Source organism: Spinactinospora alkalitolerans (assembly GCF_013408795.1).
Classification (GTDB): Bacteria; Actinomycetota; Actinomycetes; order Streptosporangiales; family Streptosporangiaceae; genus Spinactinospora; species Spinactinospora alkalitolerans.
Genome location: NZ_JACCCC010000001.1, coordinates 2,044,686 through 2,064,461, shown reverse-complemented (window position 1 = coordinate 2,064,461; position 19,776 = coordinate 2,044,686). Strand labels below are relative to the sequence as shown.

Sequence of the window (19,776 nt, the reverse complement as noted above, 5' to 3'; positions counted from 1 at the left end):
CGGCGCCGACTTGCGGGGGGCGGCGAAAAACCCGCGCGCCGGGCGACCGCGCCGCGGCCGCCCGGCGACACTCCGTACATTCGGGGTTGATCGGCCTACGGACAGCAGTAAGGTTCGGTGGGAGCCCGCCGCAGGAGCGACGGCGGCGCCGCGATCCGAGCGCGGCCCGCGCCGCCCGGCGAATCCGCAGCCATCGACCGTCCGTTTCGCAGGAGCCCCATGTTTGCCGTCGCACCACACTCCTCGGCCCCCAGGCGCCGCCGCACGCGTCGGCTGACCGCCGTGGGGGGCGGCGCCGCCGCGCTGCTGGCCGCCGCGACGGGCTGCGGCGTGCTGGCCGACGGCACCAACGGCGAGACGAGCGAGGACATCACCGTGAGCAGCCCGGTGCTGCAGGAGGACGAGACCATCCCGCAGCGCTACACCTGCGACGGCGAGGGCGTTTCGCCGTCGCTGCGCTGGTCGGGCCTGCCGGACGGGACCGAGTCGATCGCCGTGGTCGTCGACGCTCTGGAGGCCGAGGGCGGCGCGACGGTGCACTGGGTGGTCTACGGACTCGATCCGGAGAACCCCGAGATCCCGGAGGGCAGCGTTCCGCAGCCCGGCCATCAGGGCGAGAACAGTTTCGGGGAGGTCGGCTACGAGGCCCCCTGCCCCACCGACGACCAGGAGCAGGAGTACCGGTTCACGGTGTACGCGCTCGGCTCCGACGTCGACCTGCCCGACGGGGCGCCCCTGGACGAGGCGCTGGGTGCGATCGCCTCGCACACGCTGGCCCGCGGCCGCCTGATCGCCACCGACAGACCGTGAGATGAGACACCGGCGAGAAGACCGCACAGGGTCATATTTCGGGCAGATCACGACATCGCAAAGCTCTTTGCCACAGGAGGAAGCCATCGTCGCCCTCTGCACGGATGGCACATCTATGCATAAAGTGGGGCCGTGCCCCCCGTTGATTTTCTGATGGCCGAATTCGGTTCGCGCACACCATGGCGGCGATGCGTTCGTTCGCACGTCGGCACAGACGCCTACCGCGGCTCCGCCCGCGCCGGACACCGGGCGCGTTTCGGCGACCGCGCAGGGGGGCGCGCCTCACGATCCATCGAGTTCCCGTCCGGCACGCACAGTCCGGAATCCCATGACCGCTCCCGCGGCGAACCGCAGGCGGCCCGCCGCCGCGGCCCCCTCCGCTGCGGACGCGGTCCAGCACCGGCCAGTTCCATCACCACCGCCGGTGGCACCTCTGTCCTCTATAAGGCCACGGGGCCTAGGGTGGTGCGCTCACCATGATCATTGCACTTGTCGCCATCGTCGTCGTCCTGCTCGTGCTCGTGCTCATCGCCTTGGGCATGCGCGCCCTGGGCGCCAACACCGCCCGCGGCGACGACTACGAAGACGACTACGACCTCGAAGAGGTCGACGACGAGGTGGAGGAGAAGCGGCCGCGGCGATCGCGCCGCGCCGCCGCCCGTGGCGACCGCGACGATCCCGACGACGACGCGGAGTTCGAGGACGAACCGGCTCCCCGCTCGCGCGGCGGCCGCCGTTCCCGCTCCTCCGACGAGGCGCGCCCCTCCTCCCGCCGGCCGCGCGCCCGCCGCGGCCGCGGCGGCGGCGAGGACTGGGGCGACGACTCCGGCGGCATGTCCGACAACGCCTTCTGGTCGAGCCTGTCCGACGACGGCGACCGCGACGGCGACGCGTTCGACGACGACCCCGCGGGCGACCGCGTCGACCTCGACGACGACGTCCGCGCCGACCGCAGGGACACCCGCAACGAGTCGACGGCGTCCATGGAGGCCGTGCGCGACGACGACTACGAGGACCTCTACGACAACAACGAGCCCCCGCCGCGCCCGCGCGGGCGCCGTTCCCGCCCGGAGGCCGAGGAGCCCGCGCCCGCCGCGAGCGCCCCGGCGGAGTCCGGCGGCGGTTCCGGCGACCCCCTGGCGATGCTCGCCAGCCTCGGCCAGGGCGGCGGTCCCGGCGAGGCCGCGCCCTCGGGTCCGCAGACTCCCGCCGCCGGCGCGCCCAAGGTCGATCCGCTCAGCGCGCCGGTCGCGCGGGACCAGGCCCCCCAGCCTCCCGCGGCGCCCCCGGCGCCCTCCGCTCCGGCGCCCGCGGCCACCCGGAGCTGGAACCCGGCCGGCTCCGAGGGCGGCTCCGGGCAGCAGGCGCCGTGGGACTCCGGGTCCTTCTCCCGCGACCCGCTGGCAACGCCGGCCTCCGGCTACCGCGGCCTGGACGCACCGGCGCAGCCCGCGGCCTCCGACACCGGCTCGCACACCCGGTCCTCCTCCGACACCGGCTCGCACAGCCGCCCGTCCTACGACACGGGGTCGCACAGCCGCCCGTCCTACGACCCGGCCGCCGCCGCGCCGTCGCCGTCGCCGTACGGCACCGGCTCGCACACCCGGTCCTCCTACGACACCGGCTCGCACAGCCGCCCGTCCTACGACAGCGGGTCCCCGCTGTCGGGGGCCGCGCGCGCCGGCAGCGGGGACCCGCTGACCGATCCGTCGTTCACGCCGAGCTCCTCCGAGGCCGACTCCCCGATCTGGTCGAGCATGGACACCGGCTCCCACCAGCGACCGGCCGCGCCGCAGTTCCCGTCGTCGGCCCAGAGCGGGTCCGGCGGGTTCTCCCCGGGGCCGGACGAGCGGGCGCCGATGCCCCCGGGCAGCGGCCCCGACACCCCGCCCGCCTACACCACCGGCCCCTTCAGCCGCGACCCCTACGACACCGGTTCCTACACGACCGGCTCATACGACACCGGCGCCTACAACCGCGGCGACTACGGCCACCCCGGCGCCGCGGCCCCCCAACCGCCGGCTCCGGGGACCCCGGTCCCCGGTTACCCCGAGCCGTCCTTCGACCCGTCCCGGCGCGCGGGCGAGCCCGCGGGCGGCTACGGGACGGACCCGCAGGCCCCGCCCTGGGACCGGCCCGCGGCGTGGAACGGTGCGACCGGCGCCCAGCCGTCCTTCGGCGGCGGGTTCTCCCCGGGGCCGGGCGAGCGGGCGCCGATGCCCCCGGGCAGCGGCCCCGACACCCCGCCCGCCTACACCACCGGCCCCTTCAGCCGCGACCCCTACGACACCGGTTCCTACACGACCGGCTCATACGACACCGGCGCCTACAACCGCGGCGACTACGGCCACCCCGGCGCCGCGGCCCCCCAACCGCCGGTCTACAACAGCTACCCCGACGTGCTCGGCGACTACGGCCAGGGCGGCGGCCGGGACTCCTCCGGGGGGCACCCCGGCTTCGGCGGGGGCTACGGCTACACCGACCCCTCGGGCGAGTGGCCGCCGTACCAGGGCGGGCAGCCCGCAGGGCGCAACCACCCGGACAGCGATCCCAACGCCTACGATTCGGGCATGTATCGCTACGGGGACGGGCCGTTCCGCTAATCCCCACGCGGTCCGAAACGAGAAAGGGGCGAGGCGCCGACAGGCGCCTCGCCCCTTTTCGCGTCCGTAACGCCCGGAACCCGATGCGAGTTCCCGGGAAAACGGTTATCAACGTCACTCCGCACAGCGGTTCTTCGAGCACAACGGCAACTACAGTAAGTGATCGACGGCTCTCGTCGAGTAGCCGGAACGTCGACGCCACGGGACGCGAGCGGACCGGGGCCGCGACGACCGGACCGACCGCGCCGCCTCCCCACAACGCCGTTCGACACACGACTCGGGGGTAACCGCATGCACACCCAGGGAGCAGAACAGACCCACCACGCACCGACCGGAGACCGGCCGGCGCCGCTGCGCCCCGGGCGGTTACCGCGCCACCTGACCGGCGACCTCGGAGCCTCACTCGTGGTCTTCCTCGTCGCCGTGCCGCTGTCACTGGGGATCGCCGTCGCATCGGGGGCTCCCCTGATCGCCGGCGTGATCGCCGCGGTCGTCGGCGGGATCGTCGCCGGGCTGCTCGGCGGATCGGCCGTCCAGGTCAGCGGCCCCGCCGCGGGGCTCACCATCATCGTCGCCGACCTCGTCCTGACCTACGGCTGGCGGATCACCTGCTTCATCACGGTCCTGGCCGGCGTGGTCCAGCTCGCGCTGGGCGCGTTCCGGGTCGCGCGGGCCGCGCTGGCGGTCTCGCCCGCCGTGATCCACGGCATGCTGGCCGGAGTCGGCGTCACGATCGCCCTGGCGCAGCTGCACGTGGTGCTCGGCGGTGACCCGCAGAGCTCGGCGGTCGCCAACGTCGCGGAGCTGCCGCAGCAGATCGCGCACAACCACACCCCCGCGGTCGCCGTCGGGGTCGTCACCGTCGCGATCATGTTCGCCTGGCCGCGGATCCCGGCACTGGGCCGGCTGCGCCCGCGCCGGATCCCGGCCGCGCTGGTGGCGGTGGGCACCGCGACGGCGGTGGCGACGGTCGGGGACTGGCCGGTGGAGCGGGTGTCGCTGCCCGACTCCCTGGCGCAGGCCTGGACCGGCCCCGCCCTGCCCGAGGCCGGCCAGGTGCACGGCATCGTGGTCGCCGTGGCGACGGTCGCGCTCGTGGCCAGTGTGGAGTCACTGCTGTGCGCGATCGCGGTCGACCGGATGCACGACGGCCCGCGCGTGCGGCTCAACCGGGAGCTGACCGGCCAGGGCGCCGCCAACATCGCCAGCGGCGCGCTCGGCGGGCTGCCCATCGCCGGCGTGATCGTGCGCAGCACCACCAACGCCACCGCCGGCGGCCGCACCCCGCTGTCGGCGATCCTGCACGGCGTGTGGGTGCTGGCCTTCGTCGCGCTGTTCGCCCCGGCCGTCGAACTGATCCCCATGGCGGCGCTGGCCGGCCTGCTGGTCTTCATCGGACTGCAGATGGTCAAGGTCGCGCACCTGCGCGACCTGAGCAGGCACCGCGAGATCAGCGTCTACCTGGTGACGCTGACCGCCGTGGTGGTGCTCGGCCTGCTGGAGGGCGTGCTGATCGGGCTGGCCCTGGCCGTCCTGGTATCGCTGCGCAGGCTGACCCGGGTGACCGTGCTGACCGAGGAGCGCGGCGGGCGCTGGCACGTGGTCGTGCAGGGATCGCTGACCTTCCTCGGCGTCCCGCAGGTCACCCAGGTCCTGCGGGAGATCCCCACGGGCGCCCGAGTCGACCTCGACCTGCACGTGGACTTCATGGACCACGCGGCGTTCGAGTCGATCCACGCCTGGCGGGTGGACCACGAGCGCACCGGCGGCCACGTCGACATCGACGAGGTCCACGAGAACTGGTACGAGCGCAACTCGATGCAGGCCCCGCCATCCGCCAAGACGCCGCCGCACGGCCTGGCCCGCTGGTGGGCGCCCTGGGGGATGCGGCGCGGCTACGAGGCGGGCGATCCGATATCGGGCATGCTGCTGGCCGGGGCGCAGGAGTACCACGCCAGCACGGCCGAGCGGATGCGGTCGCTGATGGGCCGGCTGGCCCACCACCAGGACCCCAAGGCGCTGTTCATCACGTGTGCCGACGCGCGCGTGGTGCCCAATCTGATCACCGCCAGCGGCCCCGGCGACCTGTTCACCCTGCGCAACGTGGGCAACCTGGTGCCGCGCTGGAACTCCGACCCCTCCGACGACTCCACCGCGGCGGCGATCGAGTACGCGGTGTCGGTGCTGGGCGTGCCCTCGATCGTGGTCTGCGGCCACTCGCACTGCGGGGCGATGAAGGCGCTGCTGGAGGGAGCGCCGCAGGACTCCGACGACGCCGAGCTGGGCAGGGTCGGGCGCTGGCTGCGGCACGCCGGGCCGATCCTGGAGCGCAGCGGCCCCCTGACCGACGCGGTCCCCGCGGCCGAATCGGTGCGCCGGCTCTCCCAGGCCAACGTCGTGCAGCAGTTGGAGAACCTGCTGACCCACCCCGCGGTGCGGCAGCGCCACGAGGCCGGGCTGCTGGAGCTGACCGGCATGTACTTCGACCTGGAGACGGCGATGGTGCACGTGCTGGACGAGCGGCGGGAGCACTTCGCCGCGGTGCCCGCGCACGTGCTCCCCGAACAGCACGGCGACGAGGACCAGGACCGGCCGCGGGAGCACCAGCCGCGCTAGTCACGGCCGGTGCCGATCGTGCCGGCCGGGCGGGGGCTACTTCTTCTGCTCCTCGCCCGGCCGGTCGTCGCGTTCATCCTTGTTAACCGGGGACGACTGGTAGCGCGCGAAAGCGATGATCACGATGATCGCGACGAGAGGCAGCCCGAACATCAGCACCCAGGTCATCGAGGAGCCCATAATCACCGACTCTGTTGTGGGACGAAGCCGAAACCGTGACGCGCACCCGCCACGTGCGGCGAAAGAACGCGCCCCCTCCAATCTAGCGGCGTTTCCGGCCCCGTGAAGGGCACCGCACCGGTCAGCGGCGTTCTCGGCGGTCCAGGGCAGGCGCACGAGGAGCGGACGAGAGCCCGGCCCGGCCGGTCGGCCCCGGAAACGGAAAGAGGAGAAAGGGAGGAGTCGGCCGATAAGCCGGATTCTGTCGGTCCGATGGACCGGACGGCCATCCATCTGGGACTGCCGTTGCCGACAGCCTCGGTGCGGTCTACCCGCGGACTCGGGCGGGCCGCCCTCGAACATCCGCGCGGGGGCCGGAGCCCCCTTTTTGACCTTGCTCCGGGTGGGGTTTACCAAGCCGACCGGATCGCTCCGGCCGCTGGTGGTCTCTTACACCACCGTTTCACCCTTACCACCGCGCGAGCGGTGGCGGTCTGCTTTCTGTGGCACTGTCCCGCGGGTCACCCCGGGTCGGCGTTACCGACCACCCTGCCCTGTGGAGTCCGGACTTTCCTCGACGCCGCCGAAAGGCCGCGCCGCGGCCGTCTGGCCGACTCCGCCCTCAGACGACGATTCTACCCGGCGAGCGGGTCGAGATGGGCCGTGTCGTTGAGGGAGCGGACCAGCATCGGACCGTCGCTGAAGCAGTCGACCTCCGACAGGCAGCCGACGTCGAGGTGCATCCGGTACAGCGCCTGGACCGGCGCGAGCAGGGCCTGCTGCACCAGCACCTTGATGGGCGTCACGTGGCTGACGACGAGCACCGACCCGCCCGCGTGCCGCGCCAGCAGCCGCTCCCTGGCCGCGGCGACCCTGCGGGCCACGGCGGCGAAGCTCTCTCCCCCGGGCGGCGCGGTCTCCGGGTCGGCCAGCCAGCGGTCGAGCTCCTCCGGCCAGCGCTCGCGCGCCTCGGCGAACGTCAGCCCCTCCCACGCGCCGAAATCGGTCTCGCGCAGGTCGTCGTCGATCTCGACCTCCAGCGACAGCTCCTTGGCCGCGTACTGGGCGGTCTCACGGGTGCGCCGCAGCGGCGAGGAGACGATCGCGTCGATCCCGCGCCCGGCGAGCCGGTGGGCGGCGGCCCGCGCCTGATCGTGGCCGGTCCCGGTGAGCTCGATGTCGCCGCTGCCGGCGAAACGCCGCTCCACCGACAGGGGGGTCTGCCCGTGCCGGAGCAGGACCAGCCGGGTGGGCGCGGTGTCGGGGTGGCCCCAGCCGACGGCCGGGGACGCCGGCGCCGGCGGCAGGGAACCGGCCCCCTCCGGCTCCTCCTCCGGCCCCTCCCCCGGTTCCTGCGGACGCGCGGCCGGGCCCCGCGACGGCGTGCGGCCCTCGGCCGCGGCGTCCATGGCCTCGTTGGCGAGCCGGTCGGCGTGCGCGTTCTGCGCCCGGGGCACCCAGGTGTAGTCCACCCCGCCCAGCCCCGAGGCGACCTCGTGCGCCCGGCGGGCCAGCGGCTGCATGTCCGGGTGCTTGATCCGCCACCGGCCCGACATCTGCTCCACCACGAGCTTGGAGTCCATGCGGGCCTCGACCCGTGCCTGCGGGTCGATCCCGGCCGCGGCGGTCAGGCCCGCGATCAGCCCCCGGTACTCGGCGACGTTGTTGGTGGCCCGCCCGATCGGCTCCGCCACCTCGGCGAGCACCTCACCGGAGGCCGCGTCGCGGACCACGGCGCCGAAACCCGCGGGCCCCGGATTGCCCCGGGCCCCGCCGTCGGCCTCGATGATGAGCCGCCGAGTCACCCGCGCCCTCCCCGCCCGGTCGCGGCCGCGCTCACGCCTGCAGCCCCGACTCGGTCGTGCGGACCAGGATGCGCCGGCAGTCCTCGCAGCGCAGCACCTCGTCGGAGGGGGCGACGCGGATCTCGCTGAGCTCGGCGGTGCTCAGCGCCAGCTTGCAGCCCTCGCAGCGGCCGTAGCGCAGCGCGGCGGCGCCGACCCCGCTGTACTGGTCGCGCAGTCTGGTGTAGAGGGCGAGCAGATCGGCGGGGATCTCCTCGGCGACGCGGGTGCGCCGCTCGGCCGCGGCGGCCTCCTCGTCCTTGATCTCGCCCGCCGTCGTGGAGCGCCGCTCCTCGGCCGCCGAACGCTCCTCGGCGGCGGCCTCCTGCTCCTTCTCCAGGTCGGCGCGGCGGGTCTCGGCCTCCTCGCGCCGCTCCATGACGTCCAGGACGATCTCCTCCAGCTCGCCCTGGCGGCGCCGCAGCGACGCGATCTCGGACTGCAGGCCCTCCAGCTCCCTGGGCGAGGAGACCTGGCCGGCCTCCAGCCGCCGGGCGTCGCGCTCGGCGCGGGTGCGCACCTGGTCGACGTCGGACTCGGCCTTGCGCTGCTCCCTGTCGAGGTCGCCCAGACGGGTCTGCGCGGCGGCCAACTGGTCCTGCAGTTCGCTCAACCGGGCGTCCAGGCGCTGGACCTCGGCGATTTCGGGAATGGTGCGGGCGCGGTGCGCCAGGCGGCCCAGCGCGCTGTCGAGCTCCTGGAGGTCCAGCAGGCGCATCTGGTGGACGGGATCGGCTTTCACTTGTCCTCAGTTCCTTGTGGCGACGAGAAGGGGACGGCGGCTGGATCGGTCACGGCGCGGTGCTGTCCGGAGCACCGAACGTCTGCGACCAGGCGTCGGTGACGAGCGCGGACACGCGGACATCCACGTTAGTCGCTCGGCCGCCCAGCGCGCTCGCCAGCCGGGACGCCCCGTCGGCGAGCCACGGCCATTCACTCGCCCAGTGGGCGGTGTCGACCAGGGCGACGTCGCCGTGCTCGGCGAACTCCGAGGCCGGATGGTGGCGCAGGTCGGAGGTGAGGAAGACGTCGACGCCGGCCGCGCGGGCCGCTCCCAGCAGCGAGTCCCCGGCGCCGCCGGAGACCGCGACGGTGCGGACGGGGCGCTCCAGGTCACCGGAGACGCGGACGCCGGCCGCCGTTGCCGGCAGCCCGGCCGCCGCCTGCTCGGCGAACGCGCGCAGCGTCATCGGCTCGGGCAGGGTGCCGATGCGGCCGATGCCGCGGCGCCCCTCGGGGTCGCCCGGGTCGGGGTCGAGGGGGCGCAGTCCGCCGGTGAGCCCGACCGCGGCGGCCAGCGCGTCGGAGACGCCCGGGGCGGCCGTGTCGGCGTTGGTGTGCGCGGTGTAGAGGGCGGTCCCCGACCCGATCAGGCGGTGCACCAGCCGCCCCTTGGGGGTGGTGGCGGCGACGCTGTGCACCCCGCGCAGCAGCAGGGGGTGGTGGGTGATGACGAGGTCGGCCTGGATGCACACGGCCTCGTCGACGACCTCGGCGACGGGGTCGACCGCGAACAGGATCCTGCGCACCGGCTGCCCCGGGTCCCCGCACACCAGTCCCACCGCGTCCCAGGAGGCGGCCCAGGCCGGATCGTAGAGCCGCTCGAACGCGGCGGTCACCTCGGCCAGGGTCGGGGGTGCCGGCGAAGTCGGAGATGCGAGTGAAGTGGTCACGGACCGCAGGTTAACGGTTCGCGCCGCCGACCGGCACGGCATCGACGTCCCGCTCGACCGCGCGGTGCCGGCGCTGCCGCGGGCACTGGGCGAGGCCGGCTTCGCGGGGCGCACCCGCTGGTCGCCGCGGGGCGGGCCCCGCCGTTTCCGGCCGCGTCCGGGGATGGTCAGGAGCCGCCGCAGTCCAATAGCGTCGTCCTCGGCCGACCCGCCGGACCTGACCGGCGGGTCGAATCGACGATGGAGTGGAGTGGCCGTGAAGTTCCTGGTTCGGGAGCGCGTGTTCGACATCGGTGACGACTACTGGGTCGAGGACGAGAACGGGGAGCGCGTGTTCCTCGTGGACGGCAAGGCGCTGCGGTTGCGCGAGACGTTCGAGCTGAAGGACATGGACGGCAACGAGATCGCGGTGATCCGCAAGCGGATGTTCAGCCTCCGCGACGCGATGCGGATCGAACGCGGCGGCGAGACCGCGGCCACGGTCCGCAAGCGCCTGTTCAACCCGATCAAGGACAAGCTGGTCGTCGAACTCGCCGACGGCGGCGAGTGGGAGATCACCGGCGACTTCCTCGGCAAGGAGTACGTCATCGGCGACGACGGCGGCCCGATCGCGCACATCTCCCGGAAGTGGTTCCGGATCCTCGACACCTACGCCGTGGACGTCAACACCCACCGCACCGACGCCGGCGGCGACCCCGCGCTGGTCCTGAGCGTCGCCGTCTGCGTGGACGCCATGACCGACGACGAGGAGGAGGACGAGGACGGCGAGGAGTAGCGCCGCACCTCGGGGTCCCTCACCGGGGCTCGCCGGTGCCGGCGAGGCACCCGAGCAGGTAGACGGCGACTCCGGTGAAGAAGCCGATGAACACCGTCCCCACGACGATCCCGGCCGACGGCGCGAACGGGAGGAACGGCATCACCAGGTAGGCCGCGAAGACCAGCACCGCGACCGGACCGGCGTGCGGGACGCGCAGCCGCCGCAGCGCGAACCAGATCAGCGACGGCGCGACGACGGCCGTGAACGCCAGCAGCGCGATCCCCAGCCCGATGTTGGCGTCGGGGGTGGGGAACAGGGCCTGGACCAGCCGGGACAGCCCCGTGGCGAGCAGGGACACCACGAAGGCCGCGCAGCCCCCGACGACGATCCCGTAGGTGATGTGGCGGGGATTGGGAGCGAGACGGCGTGTGAGCGTCATGGCCATATCCTGCTGCCCGGCGGGCGCCGGAACATGCGTCCGGATACTCAGGTTCCCGCGGCGTGCTACTCACGCGCACCGGCCGGGCACCGGCCGCGTGCCCGTAGGCTTGGAACCGACCATGACCGATCCACCCGTTTCGCCCGTCGGGGCGCACGTTCCCGTCTCCGGCGGCCTCGCAGCCCGCGGCCTGCCCTATGCCGCCGAGATCGGCGCCGAGGCCATCCAGGTGTTCGTCACCAACCCGCGCGGCTGGGCCGCCTCGCCCGGCGACCCCCGGCAGGACGCGCTGCTGCGCGAACGCGGCGGCCTCCCGGTCTTCATCCACGCCCCCTACCTGGTCAACCTCGGCTCCCCCGACGCCGAGGTGGCCGCCAAGTCGGTCGCGACGGTACGGCACGCGCTGCTGCGCGGCGCGCAGATCGGGGCGCGCGGCGTGGTGGTGCACACCGGGTCCGCTGTGCGGGGCGGCCGGGCCGAGGGCCTGGAGCGGATGCGCTCGCGCCTGCTGCCGGTCCTGGAGGACCTGGCCGCCGACGCGCCCCAGGTCCTGCTGGAGCCGATGGCCGGGCAGGGCCGGGTGCTGTGCGCGACAGTGGACGACCTCGGGCCCTACCTCGCGGCGCTGGAGTGGCACCCGAAGGCGGCGGTGTGCCTGGACACCGCGCACGCCTTCGCCGCGGGGCACGACATCTCCACCCCGGGGGGCATGGCCGCGATGCTGGACCGGTTCGGCGAGGTCGCGGGGGCCCGGCGGCTGCGTCTCGTGCACGCCAACGACTCCAAGGCGCCGTGCGCGAGCAACAAGGACCGGCACGCCAACATCGGCTCCGGCCGCATCGGCGCCGAACCGTTCGCCGAGCTGTTCCGCCACCCGGTCAGCGCCGGGGTGCCGATCACCCTGGAGACTCCGGGACCGGCCGGCCCGCACGCCGCCGACGTGGCGACGCTGAAGGGACTGCGCGCGGAGGCGACCGGGAACGGAACCGGCCGCGCGGCCGGGGAGCCCCGGCGGGCCGGTCCCGCCGCGCCGTTGCGATTCCCCCCTGAAAAGCGCCGCCGGGGGAACCTTTCCGGCGGATGAATGGGTCACAATGATGACGGCGGCACGAGTGGAGGGCGGTAGGGCGTATGGACCCCGTGAGTCTGGTCATCGGCGCGGCGATCGCACTCGGCGGCGTTCTCGTCGGCCGGGTGCTGCCCAACCGCCGGTCCGGGCGGCAGCCGCAGCAGCACCAGGCCGTGACCGCCCCGCCGCGCACGCCCCAGCCGATGTGCGGCTGCGGCCACCACCTCGTCTTCCACGACGCGGAGAAGAGGATCTGCCAGGCCCAGGTGGTGATCCCGGGGCGCTGGACCGGGGAGAACAGCGGCTCCTACCGCAAGTGCATGTGCCAGGGCTATCGCGGTCCGGTGCCGGTGGACGAGTACTACGCCCCCGACATCGTCGACGGCAACTCCTGAAGAGACCTGAAGAGAGCGGCCCGGCTCCGCCGCCACGGCCGCTCCGCTGCGGGCGCCGACGCCGTCGAAGCACACCGTGCGCGCCCGAGGCGGAGCCGGTGCGGGATTTCTGAAGAACGATCACCTGTACAGCGTAGATTTCTATCCGCTGAGCAGGCGTTTCGATGAGGAATCGGTGCGCCGGAGTGACTTCCGCCGATGAAATCCGCCGCCACCGATGTTTGACCGCCTGAGTCACGGAAAAGGCCACACCAGGTCCGGAAGCGCGGCCTCAAGGTCCGACAGTCACGTCCTAAGCTGCACGAACGCGGAACCGACGGCTACTCCCCCGTCGAATCGCGGCCCGGTTCCGTGCACCGCGGACGCCCGAGCGCGCCGTGGCCGGTGACGTGATCCGTCGCGACCAGCAAAGACGGCAGCACGCCCCCGTGACGAGGGAGTTCGCGTCATGACCACGCTCGACACCCTTTCCCTTCCGTCCGCCACGACGACCGCGACGCGCGAGGCCGACGGCTTCTCCCGGGTTCCGGTCCCGTCCGAAGCCGGCGCCGAGGAGATCCTCGCGGCCCTAGCCGACCTGCCCGAGTCCTCTCCGGCCCGCGAAGCGCTCCGCAGCAGGATCGTGCAGATGCACGCGCCCCGGGTGCGCCGGCTGGCCGACCACTACCGCAACCGCGGCGAGCCGGTGGACGACTTGCGGCAGGTCGCCATGCTCGGCCTGATGAAGGCCATCCGCGGCTTCGACCCCGACTACGGCAGGCCCTTCGTCTCCTACATGCTGCCGATGGTGACCGGCGAGCTGAAGCGCTACTTCCGCGACAACACCTGGGCCGTGCGGGTGCCGCGCGTGCACCAGCAGAGGCGCTCCGAACTCAACCGGACCACCATGGAGCTGACCCAGCGGCTCGGGCGCAGCCCGAAGGTGCGGGAGATCGCCGACGCGCTGGAGCTCGACGTGGACGCCACGCTGGAACTGATGGACGCCTCGGCCGCCTACAGCGCCCTGTCCCTGGACGCCCCCCAGGGCGAGGCCGAGGAGGAGATCTCTCTGGGCGACACGATCGGCGAGCGCGACGGCGACCTGGAGAACGTCGTGGACCGCGAGGCCCTCAAGCACGCCCTCACCGTGCTGCCCGCGAGGGACCGGCGCATGCTGCTGCTGCGGTTCTTCGGCAACAAGACCCAGAGCGAGATCGCCGCCACCGTGGGCGTGTCGCAGATGCAGGTCTCCCGGGTGCTGTCGAAGACGCTGCGGCGGCTGCGCGAGGAGCTGGCAGGCGGCGAGGACTAGGAAGCCGCGTCCCGGCCGCGTCCCGCCGCGCCGTGGTGGCCTGGCGGCTCATTCATTCGGTGAAGCGCAGCCGCCGGGCCACGACGTCGCGGGCCACCTCGCGCGTTGAGCGGCCGTGCGCGAAGGCGTGGGCGCGCAGCCGGGTCAGGGCCTCCTCAGCCGTGACGCCGAGCTGGACCAGGATCATGCCGGTGGCCTGGTGGATCTCCGGGCAGCCGACGGCCTGATCCAGCGGGTGCGGGCCGCTCTCGGGGTCGTCGGTGAAGCTCAGCTCGGCCAGGAGGGGCGCCCCGATGACGCCGGCGAGGTCGAGCAGCCGCCCCGACTGCTCGCCCGTCGGCTCCGCCGGCGTCCGGCGGTACAGGTCCAGCACGCCGATCCGGATCGCGCCGATCGTCAGGGGCAGCGCGTAAACGGCCCCGGCCCCCAGCTCCACGGCCTCGGGGGCGAAGGCCGGCCAGCGGTCGCCGCACGCGGCCAGGTCGGCCGCGACGACCGGGGTCCCCGAGGAGAAGGCGTCGACGCAGGGACCTTCGCCGAGCATGAACTGCAGGTCCTCCAGGCGCGTCGAGAGCGCGTCGCCGCCGCACAGCATCTCCCGCCTGCCCGTGTCGCCCACGAGGCAGATCGCGGCACCGTCCACCGGCAGGAGCAGCGAGCAGGCCCGGCAGAGCCGCTCGGGGCCCGGCCGCGCCCCGGCGCCGACCTCCTCCAGCGCCGCGGCGAGCAGCCGTGCGACGTGGTCCAGGTCCGCCACTGCGCTCTCCGATCCCCGCTGCTGCCGTCGGCCGCTCCGGACCTCCCCGTTCTCGGCGGTGAGCGCCGATGCGGCGCACCACTGCGCGGTACGGCACCGCGATCCGTTGTGACCTGGAGCGGGGAGGAATCGGGGGACTGGACTCCAGCTACCCTGCGCCCCGCACGCGAAACAGCCGCGGACCGCGGCCGCGCCGGCCGCCGTCGGCTACCCCGGCCGGCCGCGGCCTGGTGCACGCGGTCCGCGAGCCCTTCGAGGTCGTCATCGGCCTGGCGATGCCGATCGTCATGGTGCTGCTGTTCGGCTACGTCTTCGGCAGCGCGATGGCGATCCCCGGCGAGGACGGGTACCGGGAGTTCCTCGTGCCCGGCATCGTCGGCATGACCATGCTGATGGGGGTCGGGGCGACCGCCACCGGCGTGGCCCAGGACACCGACAGGGCCGTCATCAGCAGGTTCCCGGCCATGCCCATGGCCCGCTCCGCGCCGGTGACCGGACGCGTCACCGCCGACATGCTCCGGGCCGTGCTGGAGATGGCCGTGATGATCGTCTGCGGCCTGCTGATCGGCTGGCGGTGGGCCGCGGGGCCGGGTGAGGGACTGCTGGCCGTCGGCCTGTTCCTGCTGCTGCGGTTCGCGCTCACCTGGGTGGCCGTCTACCTGGGGCTGCTCGTGCCCACCCCGGCCGCAGCGGGCATGGTCGTCTGGCCGCTGGCGTTCCCGCTCTCCTCGCTGTCGAGCACCTTCGTGCCCCCGCGATGCTGCCGGACCGGCTCGGCGCGATCGCCGAGTGGAACCCGCTGTCGGCCACGGTGAACGCGGCCAGGGAGCTGTTCGGCAACCCCGCCGCGATGGGCGGCCAATCCTGGGCGGCGCAGCACCCGGTGCTACTGGCCGTCGTCTGGCCGCTGCTGCTCATCGCGGTCTTCGCCCCTCTGTCCGTGCGCCGCTACCGGTGGCTGAGCCGGTGACCGGCCGTGCGGTGGGATCCGGATCAGCGGCCGCACTCTCCGGTCCGCGGGCCCCTCCCCTGCTCGCGCCCCGCCGCGTCCGGGAAGCAGCACCCGCACCCTTGCCAGGTTTTCAGAAAATTACAGCAAAGCCTTGCAGAACGTCGGGACCCTCGGTAGCTTCCCGGTAACGTTTCCGACATATTCGTGGGAGGCCCTGCGATGCGGTCCCTCCGCTTCCGGCGGCGGCGCGCGGCCGGCACCGCCCGGCTCCTCGGAACCGTCCTGGCGGCCGCCGTCCTCACCGCGCCGCTCGCCCCGCACCCCGCCGGCGCGGCCCGGCCTCCCCAGCCGGGAGGGACCGCCGGCGCAGCACCCGGAACGGAGTCCCCATTGAGCAGGCCCACGGATCCGACCGGCCGCGCCGGCCAGGCGCCGCCTCCGGTCGGCGCGGTCCGCTCCGAGGGGGCGCCGGAGGACGGCGGGGCCTCGGCCGTCGACCTCGGCGCGGCGCGGGCGCACTGGATCGACCGCGGCACGCTCGCCTGGCCGATCGCCCCCTCCGGCGACCACCGCTACCTCCTGGCCTACTCCTCCGACGGCTCGATCGCGGTGCGAGACGGCGAGCTGACCGGGGACTTCCGCACCATCGGACTGCACCCCGACGCCGACGGGCTCACCGAGGAGCAGCGCGCGGCGCGGCCGCACCTGGCCTCCCACGCGGCCCTGCGGGTGGACCGGGGCGGCACCGGCCGGATCCGCGAGGCGCTGCGCTCCCAGGTCGTCGCGGTGGAGCAGGGCGGCGGCGGAGAGGTGCTGGCCGCGACCGGCGTCCAGCTCCCCGGCGTCCTGGACGACCTGTACGCCGCGGCCGCCGAGGAGCGCCTCGGCCCGACCTGGCGCGGGAACCGGCCCACGCTGTCGGTGTGGGCGCCCACCGCCCGGCGGGTCGAACTGGAACTGTACGACGGACCGGACTCCGCCGAGCCGCGGCCGGTCCGGATGCGCCGGGACCCCGGCACCGGCGTGTGGTCGGTGAAGGGGCGGCCGGACTGGCGCGGACGGCTCTACACGTTCCGGGTGACGGTGTACTCCCCCGCGGCGGGCGAGGTGGTCACGAACTCGGTCACCGACCCCTACAGCCTGTCGCTGTCGGCGGACTCCGAACGCAGCCGCATCGTCGACCTCTCCGATGACGCGCTGGCACCGCGGGGCTGGGAGTCCCCGGCCAAGCCGCCGGCCGTCGCCCAGCACGCTGCGACGGTCTACGAACTGCACGTGCGGGACTTCTCCGCCGCCGACGACACGGTCCCCGCGCCGGTGCGCGGCACCTACGGCGCGTTCGCCGCCCGGGGCGGCGCGGGCGCCGCGGCGCTGGAGGAGCTGGCCGCGGACGGGGTGACCCACGTGCACCTGCTGCCGTCGTTCGACTTCGCCACGGTGCCCGAGCGCCGCAGCGAGCAGCGGGAACCGGACTGCGACCTCGCCTCCCTGCCCGCCGACTCCGAGGCCCAGCAGGCCTGCGTCGCCGAGGTGGCCGCCGACGACGCCTTCAACTGGGGCTACGACCCATGGCACTACACCGTGCCGGAGGGCTCCTACTCCAGCGATCCCGGCGGGACCGCCAGGATCGTGGAGTTCCGCGAGATGGTGGCCGCGTTGAACGGTGCCGGGATGCGGGTGGTGATGGACGTCGCCTACAACCACACCGCGGCCGCGGGACAGGACCGGCGCTCGGTGCTCGACCGCATCGTGCCCGGCTACTACCACCGCCTGCTGGACGACGGTTCGGTCGCGACCTCGACGTGCTGCCCCAACACCGCGCCCGAGCACGCGATGATGGGCAAGCTCGTCGTCGACTCGGTCGTGGCGTGGGCCAGGCACTACAAGGTCGACGGGTTCCGCTTCGACCTCATGGGGCACCACCCCAAGGCCAACATCCTCGCCGTGCGCGAGGCCCTGGACGGACTCACCCTCGAACGCGACGGCGTGGACGGCGCGTCGATCATGCTGTACGGGGAGGGCTGGGACTTCGGCGAGGTCGCCGGCGACGCGCGCTTCGAGCAGGCGACCCAGGCCAACCTCGCGGGCACCGGCATCGGCACCTTCAACGACCGGCTGCGCGACGCCGTGCGCGGCGGCGGCCCGTTCGACGAGGACCCGCGCGTCCAGGGCTTCGGATCGGGCCTGTTCACCGCCCCCAACGCCTCCCCGGCCAACGGGACGCCGGAGCAGCAGCGCGCCCGGCTGCTGCACCAGCAGGACCTCGTCAAGGTCGGGCTGACCGGGAACCTGCGGGACTACCGGTTCACGGCCTCCTCCGGCGAGGAGGTGACCGGCGCCGACATCGACTACAACGGAGCGCCCGGCGGCTACACCGCCGAACCGGGCGAGTCCGTGGCCTACGTCGACGCGCACGACAACGAGACCCTCTACGACGCGCTGGCCTACAAACTGGCGCCGGGGACCCCGATGGCCGACCGGGTGCGCATGCAGTCGCTGTCGCTGAGCACCGTGCTGCTGGGCCAGGGGACCGCGTTCGTGCACGCCGGGAGCGAGCGGCTGCGCTCGAAGTCCCTGGACCGCAACTCCTACGACTCGGGCGATTGGTTCAACCGGCTGACGTGGGACTGCCGCGAGGGCAACAACTTCGGCGCCGGGCTGCCGCCGGCGGCCGACAACGAGGGCGCGTGGTCCTACGCCCGGCCGCTGCTCGGGGATCCGGCGCTGCGGGCGGACTGCACCGCCATCGAGGCGTCACGGGAGCGCTTCGGTGAACTGCTGCGCATCAGAGGGTCCTCGCCGGTGTTCTCGCTGGGGTCGGCGGCCGCGGTGCAGGAGCGGCTGTCCTTCCCGCTCAGCGGGGTGCGGGAGACACCGGGAGTGATCACGATGCACCTGGACGCCTCCGGCGTCGACCCGCGCTGGAGCTCGGTCACCGTGGTGTTCAACGCCACCCCGCAGGAGCAGAGCCAGACCGTCGGCGCGTTGAGGGGCGCCGACCTGAGCCTGCACCCGGTGCAGGCCGCCTCCGGCGATCCCGTGGTCGCGGAGTCCGCTGCCGATCCGGCCGACGGCACCCTCACCGTGCCCGCCCGCACCGTCGCGGTGTTCGTGCAGGAGTCGTGACCGGCGCGCCGCCGGCCGGTCTTCGGGGCGGACGCGCCGGGACGCTCATCAGGCTCCGACCGCTGCGTTCGCGGGGCGGGGCGGGACCTTCAGGGCGCGGATCCGCTGTGCCGCCGGCGGCTTGCGGGCACCGCGGCGGCCGGCCCCCTGTGCGGCCCCGACCGTCAGACATCGGTCAGGCGTCGAAGTCGACGGTGAGGGCGTCGGTGACGGGCAGCGCCTGGCAGGACAGGGCGAAGCCGGCGGCGAGTTCGGTGTCGTCGAGGGCGTAGTTGCGGCGCATGCGCACCTGTCCGTCGGTGACCTTGACGCGGCAGGTGCCGCAGACCCCGCCCTTGCAGGCGAAGGGCAGGTCGGAGCGGGTGCGCTGGGCCGAGTCCAGCACGGGGACGTCGCGGGGCAGGGTCAGGACGGTGGTGCGGCCGTCCAGGACGAGGGTGACCTCGCTGGCGGGCCCGTCCACCTCCGGCTCGTCGTGGCGGACGGGCTCGGGCGGGACGTCGTCGACGAAGAACAGTTCGGCGTGCACCCGCTCGGCGGGCACGTCCCTGGCCGCCAGGACGCCGCGGGCGTCGCACACCATGGCGTGGGGGCCGCACAGCCACCACTGGTCGGCGTGCTCGCACGCGACGAGGGTGTCCAGCAGCGCGTCGAGTTTGGCCGCGTCCAGGCGCCCGGTGAGCAGGTCGGCCTCGCGGGGTTCGCGGGAGAGCACGTGCACCAGGTGCAGGCGGGGGCCGAACGCGTCCTTGAGGTCGGCCAGTTCGTCGGCGAACATCACGGTGTCGCTGCGCCGGTTGCCGTAGAGCAGGGTGACGGTGGAGCCGGTGCGGGCGAGCAGCGAGGCCGCCATCGACAGCACCGGGGTGATGCCCGAGCCCGCGGCGATCAGGACGTGGTGGGCGGCGGCGGTCAGGTCGGGGGTGAACCGGCCGGTGGGCGGCCCGACCTCGATCCGGTCGCCGGGGCGGACCTCGTTGATCAGCCAGGAGGAGAACAGGCCGCCCGGCACCAGGCGCACCCCGATGCGCGGGGGCGCCCCGGCGGGGGCGCAGACGGAGTAGTTGCGCCGCTGTTCGCGGCCGTCGACGGTGCGGCGCAGGGTCAGGGACTGGCCGGGCGCGAACGCATAGGCCCCGGCCAGGTGGTCGGGGACGTCGAAGGTGACGGCCGCGGCGTCGTCGCAGAACCGCTCGACCGATGCCACCGTCAGCGGGTGGAAGCGGCGCGGGGTGCGCGGCGGCCCGGAGTCCGCGGTCGTTTCGGCGGCGGTGGTGGTCACGGC

General features: G+C 73.8%; 17 protein-coding genes and 1 other RNA gene. 10 read left to right on the top strand and 8 right to left on the bottom strand.

Features of this window, described 5'->3' with window-relative positions:
• Positions 1-219: 219 nt before the first annotated feature.
• The 3 genes from HDA32_RS09180 to HDA32_RS09170 all read left to right on the top strand — a co-directional run bounded on the left by HDA32_RS09180 (position 220) and on the right by HDA32_RS09170 (position 6,029).
• Complete coding sequence (locus tag HDA32_RS09180; RefSeq protein ID WP_179642785.1) at positions 220-810, top strand: YbhB/YbcL family Raf kinase inhibitor-like protein; 591 nt, start codon at positions 220-222, stop codon at positions 808-810.
• 476 nt (positions 811-1,286) lie between these two features.
• Complete coding sequence (locus HDA32_RS09175; protein ID WP_179642784.1) at positions 1,287-3,413, top strand: hypothetical protein; 2,127 nt, start codon at positions 1,287-1,289, stop codon at positions 3,411-3,413.
• A gap of 291 nt (positions 3,414-3,704) precedes the next feature.
• The gene (locus HDA32_RS09170) at positions 3,705-6,029 is read left to right on the top strand and encodes a SulP family inorganic anion transporter (RefSeq protein WP_179642783.1); all 2,325 of its coding nucleotides are present in this window, start codon (positions 3,705-3,707) and stop codon (positions 6,027-6,029) included.
• A 36-nt stretch (positions 6,030-6,065) separates the two neighbouring features.
• Here the strand turns inward: HDA32_RS09170 and HDA32_RS31355 are convergent, their stop codons facing one another.
• The 5 genes from HDA32_RS31355 to HDA32_RS09150 all read right to left on the bottom strand — a co-directional run bounded on the left by HDA32_RS31355 (position 6,066) and on the right by HDA32_RS09150 (position 9,705).
• Positions 6,066-6,197, bottom strand: coding sequence for a hypothetical protein (locus HDA32_RS31355; RefSeq protein WP_281370376.1), 132 nt, complete (start codon positions 6,195-6,197; stop codon positions 6,066-6,068).
• Positions 6,198-6,423: 226 nt separating this feature from the next.
• Positions 6,424-6,806: RNase P RNA component class A (gene rnpB, locus HDA32_RS09165), an RNA gene on the bottom strand.
• Positions 6,807-6,823: 17 nt separating this feature from the next.
• Entirely contained in the window at positions 6,824-7,993 is a 1,170-nt protein-coding gene (locus HDA32_RS09160; protein WP_179642782.1) for a bifunctional RNase H/acid phosphatase, read from the bottom strand.
• Between the two features lie 31 nt (positions 7,994-8,024).
• Positions 8,025-8,774 (bottom strand): zinc ribbon domain-containing protein, encoded by a 750-nt coding sequence (locus HDA32_RS09155; protein ID WP_179642781.1) that lies wholly within the window; start codon positions 8,772-8,774, stop codon positions 8,025-8,027.
• Between the two features lie 49 nt (positions 8,775-8,823).
• On the bottom strand, positions 8,824-9,705 hold the full coding sequence (locus tag HDA32_RS09150) for a Nif3-like dinuclear metal center hexameric protein (RefSeq protein WP_312863099.1): 882 nt from the start codon (positions 9,703-9,705) through the stop codon (positions 8,824-8,826).
• A 256-nt stretch (positions 9,706-9,961) separates the two neighbouring features.
• Between HDA32_RS09150 and HDA32_RS09145 the strand changes: the two genes are divergently transcribed.
• Positions 9,962-10,480 (top strand): LURP-one-related/scramblase family protein, encoded by a 519-nt coding sequence (locus HDA32_RS09145; RefSeq protein WP_179642779.1) that lies wholly within the window; start codon positions 9,962-9,964, stop codon positions 10,478-10,480.
• A 19-nt stretch (positions 10,481-10,499) separates the two neighbouring features.
• On the opposite strand, the gene HDA32_RS09140 is transcribed toward HDA32_RS09145, so the two are convergent.
• A complete protein-coding gene (locus HDA32_RS09140; protein WP_179642778.1) occupies positions 10,500-10,901 on the bottom strand; it encodes a hypothetical protein in 402 nt (133 codons plus the stop codon).
• Positions 10,902-11,022: 121 nt separating this feature from the next.
• On the opposite strand from HDA32_RS09140, the gene HDA32_RS09135 reads away from it, so the two are divergent.
• The 3 genes from HDA32_RS09135 (at position 11,023) to HDA32_RS09125 (ending at position 13,656) form a co-directional block, all read left to right on the top strand.
• Positions 11,023-11,985, top strand: coding sequence for a deoxyribonuclease IV (locus tag HDA32_RS09135; protein ID WP_179642777.1), 963 nt, complete (start codon positions 11,023-11,025; stop codon positions 11,983-11,985).
• 47 nt (positions 11,986-12,032) lie between these two features.
• Positions 12,033-12,365 (top strand): hypothetical protein, encoded by a 333-nt coding sequence (locus HDA32_RS09130; RefSeq protein ID WP_179642776.1) that lies wholly within the window; start codon positions 12,033-12,035, stop codon positions 12,363-12,365.
• Positions 12,366-12,813: 448 nt separating this feature from the next.
• Positions 12,814-13,656 (top strand): RNA polymerase sigma factor SigF, encoded by an 843-nt coding sequence (locus HDA32_RS09125; protein ID WP_179642775.1) that lies wholly within the window; start codon positions 12,814-12,816, stop codon positions 13,654-13,656.
• Positions 13,657-13,708: 52 nt separating this feature from the next.
• On the opposite strand, the gene HDA32_RS09120 is transcribed toward HDA32_RS09125, so the two are convergent.
• Positions 13,709-14,413, bottom strand: a complete 705-nt coding sequence (locus HDA32_RS09120) for a GAF and ANTAR domain-containing protein (RefSeq protein ID WP_179642774.1) — start codon at positions 14,411-14,413, stop codon at positions 13,709-13,711.
• Positions 14,414-14,481: 68 nt separating this feature from the next.
• Between HDA32_RS09120 and HDA32_RS09115 the strand changes: the two genes are divergently transcribed.
• The 3 genes from HDA32_RS09115 to pulA all read left to right on the top strand — a co-directional run bounded on the left by HDA32_RS09115 (position 14,482) and on the right by pulA (position 18,491).
• Complete coding sequence (locus tag HDA32_RS09115) at positions 14,482-15,228, top strand: ABC transporter permease (protein WP_246334273.1); 747 nt, start codon at positions 14,482-14,484, stop codon at positions 15,226-15,228.
• Positions 15,171-15,383 (top strand): hypothetical protein, encoded by a 213-nt coding sequence (locus tag HDA32_RS30540; RefSeq protein WP_246334271.1) that lies wholly within the window; start codon positions 15,171-15,173, stop codon positions 15,381-15,383. The genes HDA32_RS09115 and HDA32_RS30540 overlap by 58 nt, the downstream gene beginning before the upstream one ends.
• Before the next feature lie 201 nt (positions 15,384-15,584).
• Positions 15,585-18,491, top strand: coding sequence for a pullulanase-type alpha-1,6-glucosidase (gene pulA, locus HDA32_RS09110; RefSeq protein WP_179642773.1), 2,907 nt, complete (start codon positions 15,585-15,587; stop codon positions 18,489-18,491).
• A gap of 175 nt (positions 18,492-18,666) precedes the next feature.
• Here the strand turns inward: pulA and paaE are convergent, their stop codons facing one another.
• Positions 18,667-19,773 (bottom strand): 1,2-phenylacetyl-CoA epoxidase subunit PaaE, encoded by a 1,107-nt coding sequence (gene paaE, locus HDA32_RS09105; RefSeq protein ID WP_179642772.1) that lies wholly within the window; start codon positions 19,771-19,773, stop codon positions 18,667-18,669.
• Positions 19,774-19,776: the final 3 nt, after the last annotated feature.

What these genes read in the sequence shown, in the direction of transcription:
- HDA32_RS09180 (WP_179642785.1), top strand. Translation starts at nt 220, where the DNA reads ATGTTTGCCGTCGCACCACACTCCTCGGCCCCCAGGCGCCGCCGCACG.
- HDA32_RS09175 (WP_179642784.1), top strand. Translation starts at nt 1,287, where the DNA reads ATGATCATTGCACTTGTCGCCATCGTCGTCGTCCTGCTCGTGCTCGTG.
- HDA32_RS09170 (WP_179642783.1), top strand. Translation starts at nt 3,705, where the DNA reads ATGCACACCCAGGGAGCAGAACAGACCCACCACGCACCGACCGGAGAC.
- HDA32_RS31355 (WP_281370376.1), bottom strand. Translation starts at nt 6,197, where the DNA reads ATGACCTGGGTGCTGATGTTCGGGCTGCCTCTCGTCGCGATCATCGTG.
- HDA32_RS09140 (WP_179642778.1), bottom strand. Translation starts at nt 10,901, where the DNA reads ATGACGCTCACACGCCGTCTCGCTCCCAATCCCCGCCACATCACCTAC.
- HDA32_RS09135 (WP_179642777.1), top strand. Translation starts at nt 11,023, where the DNA reads ATGACCGATCCACCCGTTTCGCCCGTCGGGGCGCACGTTCCCGTCTCC.
- HDA32_RS09130 (WP_179642776.1), top strand. Translation starts at nt 12,033, where the DNA reads ATGGACCCCGTGAGTCTGGTCATCGGCGCGGCGATCGCACTCGGCGGC.
- HDA32_RS09125 (WP_179642775.1), top strand. Translation starts at nt 12,814, where the DNA reads ATGACCACGCTCGACACCCTTTCCCTTCCGTCCGCCACGACGACCGCG.
- HDA32_RS09115 (WP_246334273.1), top strand. Translation starts at nt 14,482, where the DNA reads ATGCGGCGCACCACTGCGCGGTACGGCACCGCGATCCGTTGTGACCTG.
- HDA32_RS30540 (WP_246334271.1), top strand. Translation starts at nt 15,171, where the DNA reads ATGCTGCCGGACCGGCTCGGCGCGATCGCCGAGTGGAACCCGCTGTCG.
- pulA (WP_179642773.1), top strand. Translation starts at nt 15,585, where the DNA reads ATGCGGTCCCTCCGCTTCCGGCGGCGGCGCGCGGCCGGCACCGCCCGG.